Source organism: Actinomyces sp. B33, assembly GCF_028437565.1.
Taxonomy (GTDB): domain Bacteria; phylum Actinomycetota; class Actinomycetes; order Actinomycetales; family Actinomycetaceae; genus Pauljensenia.
The window spans coordinates 306814-325631 of sequence record NZ_JAMRYR010000001.1; the positions used below are offsets into that span (position 1 = coordinate 306814).

Sequence of the window (18818 nt, forward strand, 5' to 3'; positions counted from 1 at the left end):
GCCCTGCGCCCGGACCCTCGCGCGCCCGGACCCACCCCGTCGCGCAAGTCGCCGGCGCCCGCGAATTGCCCGGACCCTCACTCCGACTCCACTGCCGCCTCTGCTACTACTGCGCCTCCGCGCTGGCGCGAACGGACGCCACCTCGTACAGGGCGATGCCGGTCGCCACGGCCGCATTCAGCGACTCGACGCGAGACGAGATCGGGATCGACACGACCTGGTCGCAGGTCTCGCGCACCAGGCGAGACAATCCCGCGCCCTCGGCCCCCGTGACGACGACCAGGGGCCCCGTCGCCAGCGGCAGGCCGCGCAGATCCGCATCTCCCCCGCCGTCGAGGCCGACGACGAAGAAACCGGCCCTCTTGCAGTCCTCCAGCGCCCGCACGAGGTTCGTCGCCCTCGCGACCGGCACCCGGGCGGCCGCGCCCGCCGACACCTTCCACGCGGTCGTGGTGACCCCCGCGCTGCGCCGTTCCGGGACGATGACGCCGTCGGCCCCGAACGCCCCCGCGCTGCGCAGCACCGCGCCGAGGTTGTGCGGGTCGGTCACCTGGTCGAGGGCGACGAGGAGGGGCTCGCCGATCTGCTGGAGGGAGTCGGCGATGAGGTCGTCGACGTGGGCGTACTCGTAGCCGGGCACCTCGATGGCGACCCCCTGGTGGACGGCCCCGTCGGTGGCGACGTCGAGGTCGCGGCGGGTGACTTCCAGGACGGGGGCGCCCATGCCGGCCGCCAGGCGGATGACCTCCTCGACGCGGTCGTCCTTGACGGTGTCGAGGACGAACACCCGCTCGACGGGGACGTTCGCGCGGACCGCCTCGGCGACGGGGTTGCGACCGGCGATGAGCTCGTGCCCGGCGGGGATCTTGATCGAGGTCCTCGCCCGCGCCCGGGCGATGGCGGCCTCCTGCTCCTCGCGCTTCTCGCGCGCGACCTTGCGCTTGTGGGCGGGGTGGTAGGTGCGGTCCTCGGCCTTGGGGGTCGGGCCCTTGCCCTCGAGGCGGCGGCGCGAGTGCCCGCCGGTGCCCACCTGGGCGCCCTTCTTCGAGCCGGCTTTGCGCACGGCTCCGCGGCGTCCGGAGTTTCCGGCCATGGTGTTCCCCTTACGTCGGAGTCGGGTGGGGCGGCCTCGGCCGCGGGGGCGCGCCGATCTGCGGGTCGATCCCGGCGCCCGCCCGTCAGCCTACCGGTCGGGCGGGGGTTTGCCCCCCGTCCGGCGTCGGCATGCGACTCGATTCACGAGGGCGGCGCCCCCTTCCCCCGTTCTCCGTCGTTCCCGCGTGGCCGGGTCGTCCACGCCGGCATCAGGCGGCGCGCGTCTGACCCGCGCCGGCAGCACCTCCCGCCCGGCCGCGAGGGGGCTGGCGGACCAGCCCCAGCCGATCATTCCCCGGCCTGACCGGACTAAGCCTCGTCCCGGCCAGACCAGCCCCGGTCACCCGAGGTGCCAGCTGGCCCCGTCGCGCCCGTCAGCGACGGCGATGCCGGCGGCGGTCAGGCGGTCTCGCAGGGCGTCCGCACGCGCCCAGTCCTTCGCGGCGCGCGCTTCGGCTCGTTCGGAGATGAGCGCCTGGACGAGGGCGTCGAGGGCGTCGTGCTCGGCCGAGCCGGCGCCGCCGCCTGCGCCCAGGCAGGAGCGCCACTGCGGCGAGGCGGGGTCGAGGCCGAGGACGTCGAGCATCGAGCGGACGAGGACCTGCTCGCGGCGCACCGCGGCCGCGTCCCCCTCGGCGATCGCCGTATTGCCGGTCTTGAGGTGCTCGTGGGCGACGGCCAGGGCCCCGGCGACGTTGAGGTCGTCGTTCATCGCGGCGACGAAGCCCTCGGGCAGGGCGTCGGGCCCGAGCAGGATCTCGTCGGCCCCGGCCTCCCCGGCGACCCCGATGGCCCGCTCGACGAAGCCGGAGAACTTCGCCCATGCGGCGGCGGCCGCCGGCAGGGTCTCGGGCGCCCATTCGATGGCCGAGCGGTGGTGGACGGTGGACAGGGCCCAGCGGACGGCGGCGGCGGGGTGCTCGTCGGTGAGGGCCCCGATGGACAGGACGTTGCCGAGGGACTTCGACATCTTCTCGCCCTTGGTCGTCACCCACGCGTTGTGGACCCACAGGCGGGCGAACCCCCAGCCGGCGCCGTGCGACTGGGCCTGCTCGTTCTCGTGGTGGGGGAAGCGCAGGTCGATGCCTCCGCCGTGGATGTCGAACTCGTCGCCCAGGTAGCGCCGGCTCATCGCCGAGCATTCGAGGTGCCAGCCGGGCCGGCCGGCGCCCCAGGGGGACTCCCACGAGGCGGTGGCGGGCTCTCCGGGTTTGGCGGCCTTCCACAGGGCGAAGTCGCGGGGGTCGCGTTTGCCGGCCTCGACGGCGGCGTCGATCTGGGCCTCGTCCTCGGTGGTGCGCATGTCGTCGAGGCGCTGGCGCGTCAGCGACCCGTAGTCGGCTTGGGAGCGCACGTCGAAGTAGACGTTGCCGCGTCCGTCGGCGTAGGCGCGCCCCCGGTCGACGAGGCGTCGGACGAGGTCGATCTGGTCGGGGATGTGGCCGGTGGCGCGTGGCTCGTAGGTGGGGGGGAGTACGCCGAGGGTCCGGTAGGCGTCGGTGAATTCTCGTTCGAAGCGGTAGGCCCAGGCCCACCAGGGGGCGTCGGCCTGGGCGGACTTGGTGAGGATCTTGTCGTCGATGTCGGTGATGTTGCGGACGTAGGCGACGTCGAGGCCGGTGCGGCGCAGCCAGCGCACGAGGGCGTCGAAGGCGACGGCGGCGCGCAGGTGCCCGACGTGGGGCGAGCCCTGGACGGTGGCGCCGCACAGGTAGATGCCGACCCGTCCGGGGACGACGGGGTCGAGGGGCTGGAGGCGGGCCGTCTTGGAGTCGTGCAGGTGCAGCGTCATGGCGTCGATCCTACCGATGGCCGAGGACGGCGCGGCCCGGTGGGCGCGCGGGGGCGGGGCCGGTCGTCGTGAGGCGGTGGAGCGGGAGGGCCGACGAGCGGGGCGGGGCGGGCGGTTAGCCTCTCATCCGTCGTGTCGGCGACCCGGGCGGATCCTCTCGACGATGAGGTCCTTGAGGGCGTCGACGTCGCACGGCAGGTCGACGACGCGCTGCTCGCCGTCCTCGATGCCGGCGAAGCGCGCGGGCACGGGCGCGGGGCTCCCGGTGGCCTCGGCGATGGTCCGGGCGAACTTGACGGGCAGGGCGGTCTCCATGACGACGACCGGGCCGTCGAGCCTCGGGGCCCATTCGCGCGCCACGTGGACGCCGTCGGCGGTGTGCGGGTCGATGAGCTCCCCGGATTCGTCGAGGGTGCGGGCGATCTCGGCGAGCCGGTCGGCGTGGGTCGACGACCCGGACGCGAAGCCGTAGTCGTCGCGGATGCGGGCGAATTCGGGGGAGCCCGACAGGTCGAAGGCCCCGTCGTCGCCGAGGGCGGCGCCGAACAGATCGGCGGTGCGCCGCCCGTCGCGGCCGAGCAGGTCGAAGACGAAGCGCTCGAAGTTCGACGCCTTGGAGATGTCCATCGACGGCGACGAGGTCGCCAGGGTGTCGGCGGCCGAGCGGACCCGGTAGACGCCGGTGCGGAAGAATTCGTCGAGGACGTCGTTCTCGTTGGTCGCGACGATGAGCGCCCCCAGCGGCACGCCCATCGATCGGGCGATGTGGGCGGCGCAGATGTTGCCGAAGTTGCCCGAGGGGACGACGACGTTGACCCGTTCGTCGTCGGAGTTCGTCGCGCGGATCCAGGTGGCGACGTAGTAGACGACTTGGGCGAGCAGGCGCGCCCAGTTGATGGAGTTGACGGCGCCGATGTGCCAGCGCTCTTTGAACTCGGCGTCCATGTTGACGGCTTTGACGAGGTCCTGGCAGTCGTCGAAGACGCCGTCGACGGCGACGTTGACGATGTTGTCGTCGAGGAGGGAGAACATCTGGGCGCGCTGGAAGGGGGTCATCCGCCCGGCGGGGGTGAGCATGACGACTCCGAGGCCCTCGCGTCCGCGCAGCGCGTACTCGGCGGCCGACCCGGTGTCGCCGGAGGTGGCGCCGACGATGGTCAGCCAGTCGCCGCGGCGGGCGAGCTCGTAGTCGAAGAGCTCCCCGAGCAGTTGCATCGCCATGTCCTTGAAGGCGGCGGTCGGCCCCCCGGACAGGCGGGCGAGGCGCAGGTCGGCGGGGCGCCCGTGGGTGTCGGTGGCCCCGGCCAGGGGGGTGACGGGGACGATCCGGGGGTCCTCGAAGGCGGGGGCGCTGTAGGCGCGCGCGCAGATGCCGGCGAGGTCGTCGGCGGGGATGTCGTCGATGTAGAGCGCGAGGATGTCGGCCGCGAGCGCCGCGTAGCCGTCCTCGTCGAGGGTGCGGCGGGCGCGGGCGAGGGCGTCGGCGCCGAGCCTCGGGTACTCCTCGGGCAGGTAGAGGCCGCCGTCTGGGGCGAGGCCCGTCAGGAGGATGTCGCAGAAGCGGCGGGGGGCGTCGTCGGGGCGGCGGCGGGTCGAGATGTAGCGCACGAACCGATTCTATCGGCGCCCCGATCGCGGGGCCGAGGCGTCCGCCGGGCTTCGGCGGTTTTGGCCCGTCGACTTCGGGGGTGGCGAACAGGCGCGGGAGGCCACCTCGCGCTCGTTCGTCATTCCCGCGATTCGGGCTCGTCCTCCGAAACGAGCCGGACTCTCATCGGACCGGGATCGGAATCGTCGCCCTCGACGGGGCCGGGCCTGCGTCCTCGTCGATCGGGACTCCCCTACCCTGGGCGCATGAGCGAAGCGAACTCCCCAGTCCCCTTCCGCATCGGCCAGGCCGTCGACGTCCACGCCTTCACCACGGACCCGCAGGTCGCCCGGGACAAGACCCTCATGCTCGCCTGCCTGGCCTGGCCCGGCGAGACTCCTCTGGAGGGCCACTCCGACGGGGACGTCGCCGCGCACGCCGTGTGCGATGCGATCCTCGCGGCGACGGGCCTGGGCGAGATGGGCTCGGTGTTCGGCACGTCGCGGCCCGAGTGGGCCGGGGCCTCGGGCGAGGAGTTCCTGCGCGAGGTCGTGCGGATGGCCACCGAGGCCGGGTGGCGGGTCGGCAACGCGACCGTCCAGGTGGTGGGGAACCGCCCCCGGATGCGGGCTCGCCTGCCCGAGGCGTGCGCGCGCATGTCGCAGGTCGTCGGCGCCCCGGTCCAGGTGTCGGCGACGACCTCGGACGGCCTGGGGTTCACCGGGCGCTCCGAGGGGCTGGCCGCGTCCGCGGTCGCCCTCGTCGTGCGCGCCTGAATCGCCGAGCGGATCGGGGCTCCTCCAGAGCTCGCCCCGGTGACGGGGCGGGCCCTCAGTTCTCGGATCCGGTCCTCACCCGCAGCAGCGCCCGACGTCCCGGCGAGGCCCGTCCCAGCGATCCGGGGAGGCCCGTCACCGGTCCGCTCCCCTGTCCGCGTCCTCCCAGGTCGGCGGGATCGGGGTGGTCTAAGGTGCTCGCATGACTGACGCGAATCGCCCGATCTGCCCCTCCTCCCCCGTTTCCGCGGCCGAGCGCTGGGAGGAGCGCTACTCGACGACGGATCGACTGTGGTCGGGACGCTCGAACACGTGGCTCGACCGGATGGCCGCCGCGTGGGAGCCCGGCAGGGTCCTCGACATCGGCTGCGGGGAGGGGGACGACCTCCTGTGGTTCGCCCATCACGGCTGGACCGGGGTGGGCGTGGACTTCTCGCCGACGGCGATCCGCCGTCTCATGGAGGCGGCGGATGCTCAGGGGGTGGGCGGGCGCGTCGCGGGCGTCGTCGGCGACGCCTTCTCGGCGCCGATCGAGGGGCTCTTCGACGCGGTGACCGTCTTCTTCGTCCACGGAGGCCCCGACGGAGACTCCCTACCGGGACTGTTGGCCCTCCAGGCGCGCCGGCTCGCGCCCGGCGGGAGGCTGGCGGTCGCCACCCACGCCGTCAATCCGCCGTGGCGCGGCCACCATGGGACGACCTACCGGGCGGAGGAGCTGCTCGCCGCCCTCGACTTCGTCGACGCGTCGTGGGAGGTGGAGATGGCGGAGGACCACTGGGTCGACATCCCGGCGACCGCCGAGCACGGGGCCGGGCGGCGGGCCGACGCGCTCCTCGTCCTCGTCTCGCCGACGCGGTGATCCCGCGGACCCCCGCACCGGGGTCCGGGGTGAGCGGGAGCGGTGCGGGGGTGCCGAATATGGGCTGGCGGCGGGCGCCCGGGGGTCCGACGCCCAGGGGCGGCGGCGAGCGGGTCGATCTCGAAGGCCCGACCCCCGGGCGCCCGGGGTCCGGGGAGGAGTGGTCCTTCGCGGGAGGACCCCATCGGGCCCCGGGGACCGGTCCCGCTGAGCGGATCGGCCCCGCGTCACTCCCCGAGGTGATCGAGGTGGGCCCGGTGGGCCTTGACGGGCAGGGTGAGGAGCAGACCGGCGAGCAGGATGAGGATGATCCCGAGGATCCCCCAGTACGTGAAGTCCTGGCCGGCGGGGGTGACGGACTCGCCGATCCGCAGGAACAGGCCGTACATGGCCGGCGCGAGGAAGGACACTGCTCGGCCGGTCGTCGCGTAGAGGCCGTAGACCTCCCCCTCGCGGCCCTTGGGGATCATGCGCCCGAGGAAGGAGCGCGACGCCGACTGGGTCGGCCCGACGAAGACGCACAGGACGAGGCCCAGGCTCCAGAAGACGACGGGCCCCCGGTCGTGCAGGAGGAACACCCCCATCCCCGAGGCGACCATGGCGACGAGGGAGACGATGATGACCTTCTTGGGTCCGAAGCGGTCGTCGAGGGCCCCGAAGCCGACCGTGGCCAGGCCGGCGACGACGTTCGCGGCGATGGCGAAGATCAGGACGTCCCCGGAGGAGAAGCCGAAGGCCGTGCCCGCGAGGATCGCGCCGAAGGTGAAGACGCCGGCGAGCCCGTCGCGGAACACCGCGGAGGCGATGAGGAAGAACAGGGTCTGGGGGGCGTCGCGGTAGAGGGACTTCACCGTTCCCCACAGGAGGCGGTAGGAGTCGAGGAGGGATTCGTGCTCGTCGGAGCCCGTGTGAACGACGGCGGGTTTGGGCGGGCGCAGGACGACTGGCGCGGCCGACAGGGCGAACCACGCGGCGGCGATGACCATGGAGACGCGGACCGTTAGGCCGTTGTCCGTGGGCACGCCGAAGAGGTTGGGGCCGATGAGCCCGATGTAGAGGATCAGGAGGAGGACGATGCCGCCGACATAGCCGGCGCCCCATCCGAGCCCGGAGACCCGCCCCATGTTCTCCTTGGTCGTCAGGTGGTTGAGCATCGCGTTGTAGTTGACGGAGGCGAACTCGAAGAAGACGTTGCCCAGGCCGAGCAGGCCGATGCCGAGCCACATGGCGCCCGAGCGGCCCAGCGGAGAGTCGGGGGCGACGAAGAACATCGCCGCGCAGCACAGGACGACCATGCCGGTGAACCATCCGAGCCAGACGCCGCCCTTGCCGCGCCGGTCGGCGCGCTGGCCGGTGATGGGGGCGAGGACGGCGATGAGGATGCCGGCGACCGTCATCCCGGTGGTCAGGTGGACGGAGGCCTCGTCCCCGGGGGCGAAGCGGTCGGTGCCGGTGAGGTAGACGGAGAAGACGAAAGTCGTGGCGACGGCGTTGAACGCCGCCGACCCCCAGTCCCACAGGGCCCATTCGAGGATCGGGCGGGTGAGGATCTTGGGGCGCCCCTGCTCGGGGGCGACGGCCGGGGTGGTGGACATTCCTGCTCCTGACATGGCCGCGGCAGACCCGCGGGCGCGAGTCCGTCGAGAAACTATCACGCCCCCGTGACCAGATCCCATTGCACCGGAGTGTTTCGACTTTTTAACGACCTTTACGGCCCTCGCGATCCCGGACCGGGCGCGCCGGTCAGCGGGCCCGGTCGGCCAGGAGGGTCGCCAGATCGAGGTCGAGGGGGGTCGTCACTTTGAGGGCGAGGGGGTCGCCGGCGACGGCTTCGACCCGGATCCCCAGGGCGGCGACGAGGCCCGCGTCGTCGGTGGCCGCGGTCGCGTCCGATACGGAGCGCCCGGCTCCGGCCTCGTGGGCGCGGCGCAGGACCCGCCAGGAGAATCCCTGGGGCGTTTGGACGGCGATGAGCTCGCGGCGGTCGGCGGGCCCGAGGATCGGCCGGGGGCCGTCCGCGGCGAGGTCGGGGTCGATGCGCGCGAGGGTGTCGACGACGGGGATCGCGGGGACGACGGCGGGCCGTGCGGGGACGACGGCGTCGACGACCCGGCGGATCGCGTCGACGGGGGTGAGGCAGCGGGCGGCGTCGTGGACGAGGACGGTCGTGTCGTCGGTCAGTTCCTCGCCGAGTTCTCGGGCGAGCGCGTCGAGGGCCCGGCAGCCGAGGGCGACCGAGGCCTGGCGGGAGCGGGGCGAGCCGGCGACGACGCGGACGCGGGCTGCGTCCCCGCCGGGGAGGCGCTCGTCGGGGAAGAGGGCGCGGAAGGCGTCGAGCCGGTCGGCGGGGGCGGTGACGACGATCCCCCGGACGCCGGCTGCCGCCAGTGCGCGCGCGGCGCGCAGGACCATGGGGGCGCCGGCGACGTTGACGAGGGCCTTGGGGCCGTCGCACCCGAGGCGGGTCCCCGATCCGGCGGCGGTGAGGACGGCCAGGGGGGAGGGGCTCATGGCCGGGTCACTGGGCGGGGGCGGCGTCGGATTCGGGGTCGTCGACACGGCCCTCCTCGAGGACGGCGTCGAGGCGCGCGGCGGCGGCGGCCTTGTCGATGCCGCGGGCGAGGGCCAGTTCGGAGGTGAGGATCTGGCGGGCCTTGGTGAGCATCCGCTTCTCGCCGGTGGAGAGCTTCTTCTGGTCGTCACGACGGGTGAGGTCGCGGACGACCTCGGAGACCTTGACGATGTCGCCGGTGGCGATCTTCTCCTGGTTGGCCTTGTAGCGGCGCGACCAGTTCGTCGGCTCCTCGATGTAGGGGGCGCGCAGGACGGACAGGACCTCTTCGAGGCCGTCCTCGTCGACGACGTCGCGCACGCCGACGAGGTCGACGTTGTCGGCGGGCACCTGGATCGTCAGGTCGCCCTGGTTGACGCGCAGAGTGAGGTAGGTCTTCTCCTCGCCGCGGATCGTGCGGGTCGAGATCTCTTCGATGGTGGCGGCACCGTGGTGCGGGTAGACGACGGTCTGGCCGATTTCGAAGGACATGGAGACTCTCCCTGCATTTAAGCCGATAGCGGCCCCAAGTCTATCATCCGCGGCGCAAACGCCCTCGGGCCGGGTTCAGAGCCGTTCCGGCCTCCTGTGCGCGGGAGAGGTCGGGGGACGGCGGCCCGGCGCCTACTCGTGGGAGACGAGCTTGTAGCCGACGCCGCGGACGGTGACGAGGCGGACCGGGCGGGAGGGGTCGGGCTCGATCTTGGCGCGCAGGCGCTTGACGTGGACGTCGAGGGTCTTCGTGTCGCCGATGTACCCGGGCCCCCACACCCGGTCCATGAGCTGGGAGCGGGTGAGGACCCGGTCGGGGTTGCGGGCGAGGTATTCGAGGAGCTCGAACTCGCGCAGGGGCATCGCCACCGGCCGCCCGTCGACGCTGACCTCGTGGCGGTCGACGGACAGGCGCACCGCGCCGACCTCGTGGACGTCCACATCGTCGTCGATGAGGGGGGCGGTCCCCCGCCTGCGCAGGACGGCGTGGATGCGGGCGAGGAGCTCGCGGAACGAGTAGGGCTTGGAGACGTAGTCGTCCGCGCCCAGTTCGAGGCCGACGATGCGGTCGACAACCTCGTCCTTGGCGGTCACCATGATGACGGGGACGTCGTGGGCGGGGCGCAGGCGCCGGCACACCTCGGTGCCGGAGATGCCCGGGAGCATGAGGTCGAGGAGCACGAGGTCGTAGTCGCCGCTGCGGGCCATGACCAGGCCGGTCTCCCCGTCCGCGGCCTCGCCGACGTCGAAGCCCTCCTTGCGCAGGTTGTAGGCGAGGGACTCCCGGTAGGCGTCCTCGTCCTCGACGATGAGGATGGCGGTCATGGCTGGTCGCTCCTTCCGGGGGCGAGGGGGGCGTCGTGGGCGGGGGCCCCGATGTCGACGAGGGGCAGGACGAGGGTGAAGGTCGATCCTCGTCCGGGGCTCGACCAGACGGCGACGGCTCCGCCGTGGTCGGAGGCGATGTGCTTGACGATGGACAGCCCCAGGCCGGTCCCGCCGGTGTTGCGCGAGCGGGCGGGGTCGACGCGGTAGAAGCGCTCGAAGATCCTCTCCTGCTCCTCGGCGGAGATGCCGACGCCGGAGTCGACGACGCTGATCCGCACGACGTCCTCGTCGGCCTGGACGTCGATGCCGACGCACGAGCCGGGCGGCGAGTAGCGGATCGCGTTGTCGACGAGGTTGCGCACGGCGGTGACGAGCATGTCGCGGTCGCCCCACACCCGGGCTCGGCTGGGGGCGGACGGGCGGACAAGGTCGATGTCGGCCGCCGCCGCGGGGGTGGTTTCGCGGTCGAGGGCGCTGGAGACGACCTCGTCGATGTCGACGCGCCGGGCGGCGGCCAGGGGGTCGGGGGCTTCGAGGCGGGACAGGTCGATGATGTCGGTGACGAGGTGGGAGAGGCGGTCGGCCTCGCTGACGAGCTTGGGGGCGAAGTGGGCGACGGCCCCGGCGTCGTCGGGGTTGGCGGCGATGGTCTCGGCGAGGAGGCGGACGGCCCCGACGGGGGTTTTGAGCTCGTGGGAGACGTTGGCGGTGAAGTCGCGCCGGCTCTCCTCGTTGCGCCGTTGGATCGTCCGGTCCTCGACGAGGATCAGGGATCGGCCCTTGGGCAGGGGGGCGACGCGGATGCGGAAGTCGAGGAGCGCGGCGTCGTCGACGCTGGAGCGGGGCAGTTCGAGGTCCTCGGTGATGGCGGTGCCGGATTCGCCGACCCGGTCGACGAGGCCGATGAGGCGCTCGTGATCGAGGGACCTCCCCCGGGCCAGGCCCTTGGCGTAGGCGGCGGCGTCGGCGCGCATGATGGTCCGGTCCGCGTCGAGGACGAGGGAGATGTGCGGCAGGGCGGAGAGGATCGCGAGGGCGTCGGGGCTCAGCCCCTGCTCGTCGGCGTCGTTCCGGGGCGGGGCCTCGCTCATCTGGCGTTGGGAGACGCGGTAGGCGCCGACGCCGACGGCTCCGACGACGACGCCGAGGGCGGCGACGATGATGAGCGTGACGATCTCGGGCACGCCTCCACCCTAGTGGGCCGGCGGGAGCGCGCCCGGGGCTGCGGCGAGGATCGCGGCTGGAGCGCCTCCTGATCGTCGATCAGGATCTGAGCCGTCGGGCTGTTCCAGGAGACCGACGGCGTCCTCGACGAGCTGCGGACCCGGGCGCTGCGCCTGGCGGTCGACGGGTCGGTCGGTCTGACGCGTCGGCAGATCGTCGATCTGACGCTGGTCGCGCGCTTGCTCGAGAGGTTCGGGGTCATGCGGTGTCGGTGGCCCATCGGGTCGTGTTCGTCGTCGGCGCCCGGGCGACGGGCGCGGGGACCGGGGGCCTGGAGGGCCACTTGCGAGGGGCGCGGCATCGTCCGGTGGGCCCCGGCGCCTCCCGGCGCAGCGGCTCCGCCCCGCGATCGCGTCGGACCGTGGCGCGACGGGAAACGGGGATCGCGCGTGAACTGCGGGCGCACGCGCGGAATCCGTGAGAGGACGACGACTGTATTAATGATTTGACACAATCACTCCTCCTATGTCACTGTATTAACACACCGATACAGACAGAGGAAGGAGCCCCGATGATCGAGGCCCACGCACTGACCAAGAGATACGGATCGACGACCGCCGTCGACGACGTCTCCTTCACCATCGAACCGGGCACCGTCACCGGATTCCTCGGACCCAACGGGGCCGGCAAGTCGACGACGATGCGCATGATCATGGGACTCGACGCCCCGACCTCGGGCAGCGTCACCGTCAACGGCAAGCCCTACCGCGACCTCGCCGCCCCCCTGTGCGAGGTCGGCGCGCTCCTCGACGCGAAGGGCGTTCACGGATCGCGCTCGGCCCGCGCCCACCTCGTCCAACTCGCCGTCTCCAACGGCATCCCCCTGACGCGCGTCGACGAGGTCCTCGAGCTGACCGGCCTGACGTCGGTCGCCAAGAAGCCCGTCAAGGGATTCAGCCTCGGCATGGGCCAGCGCCTGGGGATCGCCGCGGCCCTCATCGGCGACCCCCAGACCCTGATCTTCGACGAGCCCGTCAACGGCCTCGACCCCGACGGCGTGCGCTGGGTCCGCCAGACCTGCCGGCGCCTGGCCGACGAGGGCCGCACCGTCTTCATCTCCTCGCACCTGATGAGCGAGATGGCCCAGACCGCCGATCAGCTCCTCGTCATCGGGCGCGGGAGGATCATCGCCTCCGGCCCCGTCGACGAGGTCATCGCGGCGACGACCTCCGACTCCGTGCGCCTGCGCACCCCCCGCCCCCAGGAGCTGCGCGCCCTCCTCGCCTCCCATGGCATCGAGGCCGGGCCCGGCGAGGACGGCTCCCTCATCACCACGAGCGCCACCGCCGAGCGGATCGGCGACCTCGCAGCCGGGGCGGGCATCGCCCTCCACGAACTCGTGACGATCCGCGCCTCCCTCGAGGAGGCCTACATGGCCCTGACCCACGACGAGGTCGAGTACACCCAGGCGGGCGCCCGATGAACGCCCCCACCGCCCCCCGAACCGACCAGCACCCGCAGGAGACCCCCATGACGACCGATTCCCCCTTCGCCTGGTCCACGGCCCGCCGCCGGACGATCGCCGGACGGCAGACCCCGTGGCGCGCGGTCCGCGCCGAATGGATCAAGCTGCGCTCCCTGCGCTCGACATGGGTGACGAGCCTGGCGACCGTCGCGATCACCGTCGCCTTCGGCGCGGGAATGACCATCGCTTTGGCCTCCTTCGATGGAGGCTCCGCCGAGGCCCCCCACATGATCGCCGCCGGGTCGATCTTCGGCCAGCTCGTCGTCGCGGTCCTCGGCGCCCTCATCGTCACCGGCGAGTACTCCTCGGGCCAGATCCGCTCGACCCTGGCCGCGACCCCCAAGCGGACGCGGGTCCTCCTCGGCAAGTCCCTCGTCGGCGCCGCATGGGCCTTCCTCCTGGGAGCCGCCTCCATCCTCATCGCCTGGGGGATCTCCTTCCCCTTCCTCGGCGAGCACGCGATCGGCCTGACCGACCCCGAGTACCTCGGCTACGTGTGGGGCACCGCGCTGTCCTACGCCGGGATCTCCCTGATGTCCTCGGCCCTCGGATTCCTCCTGCGCTCGACCGCCGGAGCCGTGACGGCGATCGCCGTCCTCCTCTTCGTCCTGACGATCCCGCTGAGCGTCGCGGCGGTCAAATGGGACTGGGCCACCAAGATCGCTCAGGTGCTGCCCGGCAACGTGGCCTCGGCCGTCGCCGACCCGTTCTCGCTCGCGCACACGTGGGCGGACGCCGATCCGGCGCAGTTCCTCACCCATGCGCAGGCCGTGTGGATCTTCGCCGCGTGGGCGATCATCCCGCTGGTCGTCGCGTGGGCGGTCTTCTCCAGGCGCGACGCCGCCTGAGCCCTTCGTCGGCCCGCGGGTCTGCGGGTCGACGAGACGGCAGGCGCGAGAAGGCTCCGAGGACCACGATCCTCGGAGCCTTCTCACATCCCGGGAGGCCGTCCCGGATCAGATCACTTGCCCTGGTTGGCGACGGCGGCGATCTTCGCCTCCGCCTCGGGATCGAGGTAGGTGCCGCCCTTCTTGACGGGCGCGAGGGTCTCCTCGTCGAGCTCGTAGACGAGCGGGATGCCGGTGGGGATGTTGACGCCGGCGATCTCGTCGTCGGAGATGCCGTCGAGGTGCTTGACGATGGCGCGCAGCGAGTTGCCGTGCGCGGCGATCATCACGGTCTTGCCGGTGGTGATGGCCGGGACGATCGTCGACTCCCAGTAGGGCAGGAGGCGCTCGAGGACGTCCTTGAGGCACTCGGTCGCGGGGATCGGCTCACCGGCGTAGCGCGGGTCGGCGTCCTGGGAGAACTCCGATCCGGCCTCGATCGCGGGCGGCGGCACGTCGTAGGAGCGGCGCCACTGCATGAACTGATCCTCGCCGTACTCGTCGCGGATCTCCTTCTTGTTCTTGCCCTGGAGGGCGCCGTAGTGGCGCTCGTTGAGGCGCCAGTCGCGCTGGACGGGGATCCAGTGGCGATCGGCGGCGTCGAGGGCGAGGTTGGCCGTCATGATCGCGCGGCGCAGCATCGAGGTGAAGAGGAGGTCGGGCAGGACGCCCGCCTCCTTGAGGAGCTCGCCGCCGTGGACGGCCTCGGCCCGGCCCTTGTCCGACAGGGGCACGTCGACCCAGCCGGTGAAGAGGTTCTTCGCGTTCCAATCGCTCTCGCCGTGGCGGAGCAGCACCAGTGTGTATGTCATGCCCCCATTGTTCCATCGACCCGAGGGGCTTGTCACGATCGCGCGGGACGATCGGAGTGCGGCCGATCACCATCGTCGGCGCGCCGACGAATAAGACTCGACTCGGGCGCCCGGATTCTCCGGGCGCCCGAGTCGGGGAGGGGTTCTCGTCCGAGAACCCCTGGAATTCACTCGCTCACTTAGTGGCCGCGGTGTACTTCTCGACGATCTCGGCGGGGATGCGGCCACGGTCGGAGACCTCGATGCCGTTGGCCCGTGCCCATTCGCGGATCTTGCCAGAATCGATCGCCGAGGAGGCCTTGCGGCTGCGAACGGCGCGGCCTCCGGTGCGGCGGCCGGCGTCGATCCAGCGCCCGAGGGCGTCGCGGAATTCGGAGATGTTCTCCTCCGACAGATCGATCTCGTAGCTCACTCCGTCGAAGGCGAAGGAAACGGTGCGAGCGGCGATGGTCCCGTCGATGTCGTCGACGAGCTCGACGCGGGTCTTCTTCATGGGAATCCTTTCTTCTGGAATTCGACTGGCGCGAATTCTTCTTCCCCATTGACTTCCGTATCGAACGCTAATGGAGGAACGAGAGGAATTCAAGAAGGGCGCACTCGATATCATTCGTGTGAGCGATCACTATTATCATGCGGGATTCTCGCCGAATAACCCGTCGCACGGATTCGACGATTCCATTCGCCGATTCGCGCCCGTCGCGGAAAAGAATCCCGCGTCGAGGGATGAGCGCCGCCCCTGGAGACGGCCCCGTTAGCGGGAGCGCCCCGCCGACCGCGCGGATCGGCGCGAAACGATTGACACCACTTAGTTGAAAGTTGTAAATTTATTCATCGATCCCGACCCGCAGGACTGACATGCACTTCGGACTCATCAGCGTCTGCCATCCCACCACCGGAAGCGCCCTCAACGACGACGGCGCCCCCGCGCACTCATCGACGGCCCGCCCCGCCGAGGCCGTCCGCGAATCCCCGGCCGGCCGCTCCCCCGCGCCCCTCTCCGCTGTCGGGACACGAACGACCCGCATCCGACCCCTCGCCCGCCGGGTCACCGGCCCCCTCGTCAGCGAGCATCCCGGATGCTCCGACCTCGAGACCCTCCCCGGAGGACGACGATGACCGAGCTGGCAGCCGACGCGCGAGGACGCGCCTGGGAGGCCTACTTCACGACGACGGCCCGCCTGTCGACGGCCATCGAGGCCGCTCTCAAGGCGGAGTGCTCGGTGAGCCTGCCGGAGTACAACGTCCTCCTCCAGGTCCACCGGGCCGGGTCGGAGGGGATCCGACCGTCGGCGCTCGCGCGCGAGGTCGTCTTCAGCCCCTCGCGCCTGACGCACACGATCCGCCGCCTCGTCGAACGCGGGCACGTCGTCCGGACCTCCTGCCAGGGCGACGGGCGCGGGGGCATCGTCCGGCTGACCGACGACGGGGAGCGGGCCTACCGGGCCGCCGCCGAGGTCCAGCGCGCGGTGATCCGCCGCTACGCCCTCGCCGGCCTGAGCGACGAGGAGATCAGGGTCCTCAACCGGGTGTTCACGCGGATCGCCGGCCGGCTCGACGAGGACTGAGGGCGCCGTCCGGGAGTCGCGGCCGACCCCCTGGACGGCGGATGGCGCGGGCCTCGGCGCCGCGACGTCGGGAGGGCGCCCGCGGGGGCACGGGGCGGCGCCGGGGCGCGCGGTCAGTCGATCCAGCCGGCGAGGGCGCGCCTGGCCTCGTCGAGGAGCGCGGCGACCGCGCCCGGGGAGTCGTTGCCCCACCGGATGTAGTGGAACTCGCGCCCGCCGGCCTTGTGGAAGGTCTCGCGGTTGAGCTGGTCGATCTCCTCGAGGGTCTCCAGGCAGTCCGCCATGAACCCTGGGCAGACGACGTCGACGCGGCCCGCCCCCGCCCCGCCGAGGGCGGCGACGGTGTCGATGGTCGCGGGGGTGAGCCACTGGGCCGGACCGAAGACCGACTGGAAGGTCGTCTCGAGGGCGCCGGCGGGCAGTCCGAGCCGGGCCGCGAGAGCGCGGGAGGTGGCCTCGCATTCGGATCGGTAGGGGTCGCCCGCCTCGTGCATGGCGACGGGGATCGAGTGGTAGGAGGCGAGCAGCCGGTCGCCGGCGGCGAAGTCGGGCCGCCCGTGCTCGGACCAGTGGGCCTCGAGGGCGGTGGCCAGGGCCTCGATGTACGTCGCCGATTCGGGGAAGGAGCGGGCGAGGCGCAGGTCCAGATGATCGCGGCGCTGCTGGAGCCAACGGGCGACGACGTCGTTGATCGAGGCGACGGTGGTCGCCGAGTACTGGGGGTAGGCGGGCAGGACGACGACCCTGCGGCACCCGGCGGCGTAGAGCTCGTCGAGGACGTCGAAGAGGTTGGGGGCGCCGTAGCGCATGGCGGGACGGACGACGGCCGCGCCGCCGAGGGCGTCCTGGAGGAGCCGGGCCTGGCTCCTCGTGTAGTGCATGAGGGGGGAGCCCTCGTCCATCCACACGGTCCGGTACTTCTCGGCGGTCCGGGCGGGGCGGACCCGCAGGATGATCCCCTCGAGGATCGGCCGCCACAGGAGCGGGCTCATCTCGATGACGCGGCGGTCGGAGAGGAACTCGCGCAGGTAGGCGCGCACGTCCCGGGTCGTCGGCGCGGCGGGGGTGCCGAGGTTGACGAGGACGACGGCGGGGGGCTGCGCGCCGTCCCCGCGCGCGGGCGGGGCGCTGCGGCGGCAGTCGTTTTCTGACGCGCTCATCGATTCCGTCATGACGGACAGGCTACTGGGTTGGCGCCGGCCTGTTCGTGACGCTTTGTCGTCAAGCGATCGGGCCCGCGACCCCTCCCCCGCGACGGGGCAGCCGGTCGACGGCCGGCGGTCAGAAGATCGCGTCGAGCCCGACGGCGATGAGGGCCGAGGCCGCCGCCGACGCCGGCAGGGTGATGACCCACGCCGTCGCGATGGGCCGCATGAGGCGCCAATTCGCCGCTCGGTTGGCCACGCCGATGCCGAGGACCGCCCCGATGAGGATATGGGTCGACGACACCGGCAGGCCGAACGCGGAGGCGAGCATGACGACCGAGGCGGCGGCGAGCTCGGCGGTGAAGCCCGACGCCGGGTGGATCTCCGTCAGCCCGCTGCCGACCGTCTTGATGACATTGCGGCCGATGAACCACAGTCCCGACACGAGGGCGATGCCGCACACGACCGTCAGCGCCGCCGGGACGACCGCTTTCTCCCCGACCTCGCCGGTTTTGAGGACGTCGAGGACGGCGGCGAACGGCCCGATGGCGTTCGCGATGTCGTTGGAGCCGTGGCTGAAGGCGAAGGCCGCCGCCGTGAAGACCTGCATCCACGAGAAGATGAGGAAGGTCGAGCGGGGCAGCGCGAGCTTGCGCAGGGACCGGGCGAGCGTGAAGATCGCCATCCATACGAGGACGCCGATCATGAGGATCACCATGACCGATCCCCCGGCGTTCAGCCCGATGTCGACATTGCGCAGCCCCTTGAAGACCACCATCGCCGCGACGATCATCGAGCCGATCGCCGCGAGCACCGGGACCCAGCGCTCGAGGGCCCGGTGGGCGTTGACGGACTCGGCGCGCCGATCGAGTTCGAAGAGCTCCTTGTAGAAGTCGGATTCGAGTTGCCCGGGCTCGAACTCGGGCAGGCGGATGGCGACGGCGTCACGGGCGATGGACCCGGTGTAGGAGGCCTGCTGGAGGGCGGTCAGCTGGTCGAAGCGCTCCCGGTGGCGCTGGGAGTGGGCCCGCCTCTCGCGGTCGATCTCCTCGAGCTGGGCGTTGGCCCGGTCGTTGTACGACAGGATCGACCGCTTGATCCACGAGTAGAGCGACCACGAGACGATGCCGCCGAGCAGCGGGGACAGGATCCACGAGATCGCGATCTCCCCGATCTGCGACCACTGGACCATGTCGAGGCCGCCGGTGCCCGAGGTGAGGCCGAGGGCGACGGCGGCGCCGATGATGCCGCCGATGATCGAGTGCGTCGTCGACACGGGCCAGCCGCGCCAGGTCGCGAAGAGCAGCCAGAGCGCGGCGCCCAGGAGGGCCGCCATCATGATGTAGGCGAAGCGGATCGGCTCGAGGTCGATGCCGCCCAGGTCGACGATGCCCGAGCGCACCGTGTCGGTGACGGACCCGCCGGCCAGGACCGCGCCGGCGACCTCGAACACGGCGGCGATGACGAGGGCCTGTTTGAGGGTCAGGGTCCCGGCGCCGACCGAGGTCCCGAAGGAGTTGGCGACATCGTTGCCCCCGATGTTGAACGCCATGAAGCAGCCGAAGGCGATCGTCAGGAGCAGGAGGGCGATGGTGGCGCCGGGGCCGACGTAGCCCATCGCCCAGGCGGAGAACCCGAGGACTCCGACGACGAGGAGGAGTCCGAAGCCGAGGTGCCAGAGCCGGTCGTTTCCGGCGCGCGCGCCGCGGGTCGGCGCGCAGGTCGAGGGGGAGGTCACG

At 72.0% G+C, this 18818-nt stretch carries 18 protein-coding genes; 6 read left to right on the forward strand and 12 right to left on the reverse strand.

The genetic code is table 11. From position 1 onward, the window contains the following. Window positions 1-106 precede the first annotated feature (106 nt). The 3 genes from rlmB to thrC all read right to left on the reverse strand — a co-directional run bounded on the left by rlmB (window position 107) and on the right by thrC (window position 4495). Window positions 107-1093: a 23S rRNA (guanosine(2251)-2'-O)-methyltransferase RlmB gene (gene rlmB / locus M3T53_RS01365; RefSeq protein WP_272432643.1), complete on the reverse strand. Its 987-nt coding sequence runs from the start codon at window positions 1091-1093 to the stop codon at window positions 107-109. A gap of 342 nt (window positions 1094-1435) precedes the next feature. Beyond that, window positions 1436-2887 carry a cysteine--tRNA ligase gene (cysS, locus tag M3T53_RS01370; protein ID WP_272432644.1) on the reverse strand — a complete coding sequence of 484 codons (1452 nt, stop codon included), beginning with the start codon at window positions 2885-2887 and terminating at the stop codon, window positions 1436-1438. Between the two features lie 123 nt (window positions 2888-3010). Beyond that, window positions 3011-4495: a threonine synthase gene (thrC, locus tag M3T53_RS01375; protein WP_272432645.1), complete on the reverse strand. Its 1485-nt coding sequence runs from the start codon at window positions 4493-4495 to the stop codon at window positions 3011-3013. Between the two features lie 246 nt (window positions 4496-4741). On the opposite strand from thrC, the gene ispF reads away from it, so the two are divergent. Beyond that, complete coding sequence (ispF, locus tag M3T53_RS01380; RefSeq protein WP_272432646.1) at window positions 4742-5251, forward strand: 2-C-methyl-D-erythritol 2,4-cyclodiphosphate synthase; 510 nt, start codon at window positions 4742-4744, stop codon at window positions 5249-5251. 202 nt (window positions 5252-5453) lie between these two features. Then, entirely contained in the window at window positions 5454-6110 is a 657-nt protein-coding gene (locus M3T53_RS01385) for a class I SAM-dependent methyltransferase (protein ID WP_272432647.1), read from the forward strand. A 227-nt stretch (window positions 6111-6337) separates the two neighbouring features. On the opposite strand, the gene M3T53_RS01390 is transcribed toward M3T53_RS01385, so the two are convergent. The 5 genes from M3T53_RS01390 to M3T53_RS01410 all read right to left on the reverse strand — a co-directional run bounded on the left by M3T53_RS01390 (window position 6338) and on the right by M3T53_RS01410 (window position 11165). Next, window positions 6338-7705, reverse strand: coding sequence for an MFS transporter (locus M3T53_RS01390; RefSeq protein WP_272432648.1), 1368 nt, complete (start codon window positions 7703-7705; stop codon window positions 6338-6340). A 148-nt stretch (window positions 7706-7853) separates the two neighbouring features. Beyond that, complete coding sequence (locus tag M3T53_RS01395) at window positions 7854-8621, reverse strand: IspD/TarI family cytidylyltransferase (protein ID WP_272432649.1); 768 nt, start codon at window positions 8619-8621, stop codon at window positions 7854-7856. Between the two features lie 7 nt (window positions 8622-8628). Further along, the gene (locus M3T53_RS01400) at window positions 8629-9153 is read right to left on the reverse strand and encodes a CarD family transcriptional regulator (protein ID WP_272432650.1); all 525 of its coding nucleotides are present in this window, start codon (window positions 9151-9153) and stop codon (window positions 8629-8631) included. 132 nt (window positions 9154-9285) lie between these two features. After that, window positions 9286-9978 carry a response regulator transcription factor gene (locus M3T53_RS01405; protein WP_272432651.1) on the reverse strand — a complete coding sequence of 231 codons (693 nt, stop codon included), beginning with the start codon at window positions 9976-9978 and terminating at the stop codon, window positions 9286-9288. Next, entirely contained in the window at window positions 9975-11165 is a 1191-nt protein-coding gene (locus M3T53_RS01410) for a sensor histidine kinase (RefSeq protein WP_272432652.1), read from the reverse strand. The genes M3T53_RS01405 and M3T53_RS01410 overlap by 4 nt, the downstream gene beginning before the upstream one ends. 551 nt (window positions 11166-11716) lie before the next feature. Between M3T53_RS01410 and M3T53_RS01415 the strand changes: the two genes are divergently transcribed. After that, window positions 11717-12628, forward strand: coding sequence for an ABC transporter ATP-binding protein (locus M3T53_RS01415; protein ID WP_272432653.1), 912 nt, complete (start codon window positions 11717-11719; stop codon window positions 12626-12628). Then, on the forward strand, window positions 12625-13518 hold the full coding sequence (locus M3T53_RS01420) for an ABC transporter permease (protein ID WP_272432654.1): 894 nt from the start codon (window positions 12625-12627) through the stop codon (window positions 13516-13518). The genes M3T53_RS01415 and M3T53_RS01420 overlap by 4 nt, the downstream gene beginning before the upstream one ends. A gap of 113 nt (window positions 13519-13631) precedes the next feature. On the opposite strand, the gene M3T53_RS01425 is transcribed toward M3T53_RS01420, so the two are convergent. Together M3T53_RS01425 and M3T53_RS01430 are read right to left on the reverse strand one after the other, a co-directional pair. Then, window positions 13632-14369 (reverse strand): phosphoglyceromutase, encoded by a 738-nt coding sequence (locus M3T53_RS01425; protein ID WP_272432655.1) that lies wholly within the window; start codon window positions 14367-14369, stop codon window positions 13632-13634. 175 nt (window positions 14370-14544) lie between these two features. Beyond that, a complete protein-coding gene (locus tag M3T53_RS01430; RefSeq protein ID WP_272432656.1) occupies window positions 14545-14862 on the reverse strand; it encodes a histone-like nucleoid-structuring protein Lsr2 in 318 nt (105 codons plus the stop codon). Window positions 14863-15224: 362 nt separating this feature from the next. On the opposite strand from M3T53_RS01430, the gene M3T53_RS01435 reads away from it, so the two are divergent. Beyond that, entirely contained in the window at window positions 15225-15485 is a 261-nt protein-coding gene (locus tag M3T53_RS01435) for a hypothetical protein (protein WP_272432657.1), read from the forward strand. Then, the gene (locus M3T53_RS01440; protein WP_272432658.1) at window positions 15482-15934 is read left to right on the forward strand and encodes a MarR family winged helix-turn-helix transcriptional regulator; all 453 of its coding nucleotides are present in this window, start codon (window positions 15482-15484) and stop codon (window positions 15932-15934) included. The genes M3T53_RS01435 and M3T53_RS01440 overlap by 4 nt, the downstream gene beginning before the upstream one ends. A gap of 113 nt (window positions 15935-16047) precedes the next feature. On the opposite strand, the gene hemH is transcribed toward M3T53_RS01440, so the two are convergent. After that, entirely contained in the window at window positions 16048-17094 is a 1047-nt protein-coding gene (gene hemH / locus M3T53_RS01445) for a ferrochelatase (RefSeq protein ID WP_272432659.1), read from the reverse strand. Between the two features lie 121 nt (window positions 17095-17215). Then, a complete protein-coding gene (locus tag M3T53_RS01450) occupies window positions 17216-18817 on the reverse strand; it encodes an inorganic phosphate transporter (protein ID WP_272432660.1) in 1602 nt (533 codons plus the stop codon). Between the last annotated feature and the right edge of the window lies 1 nt (window position 18818).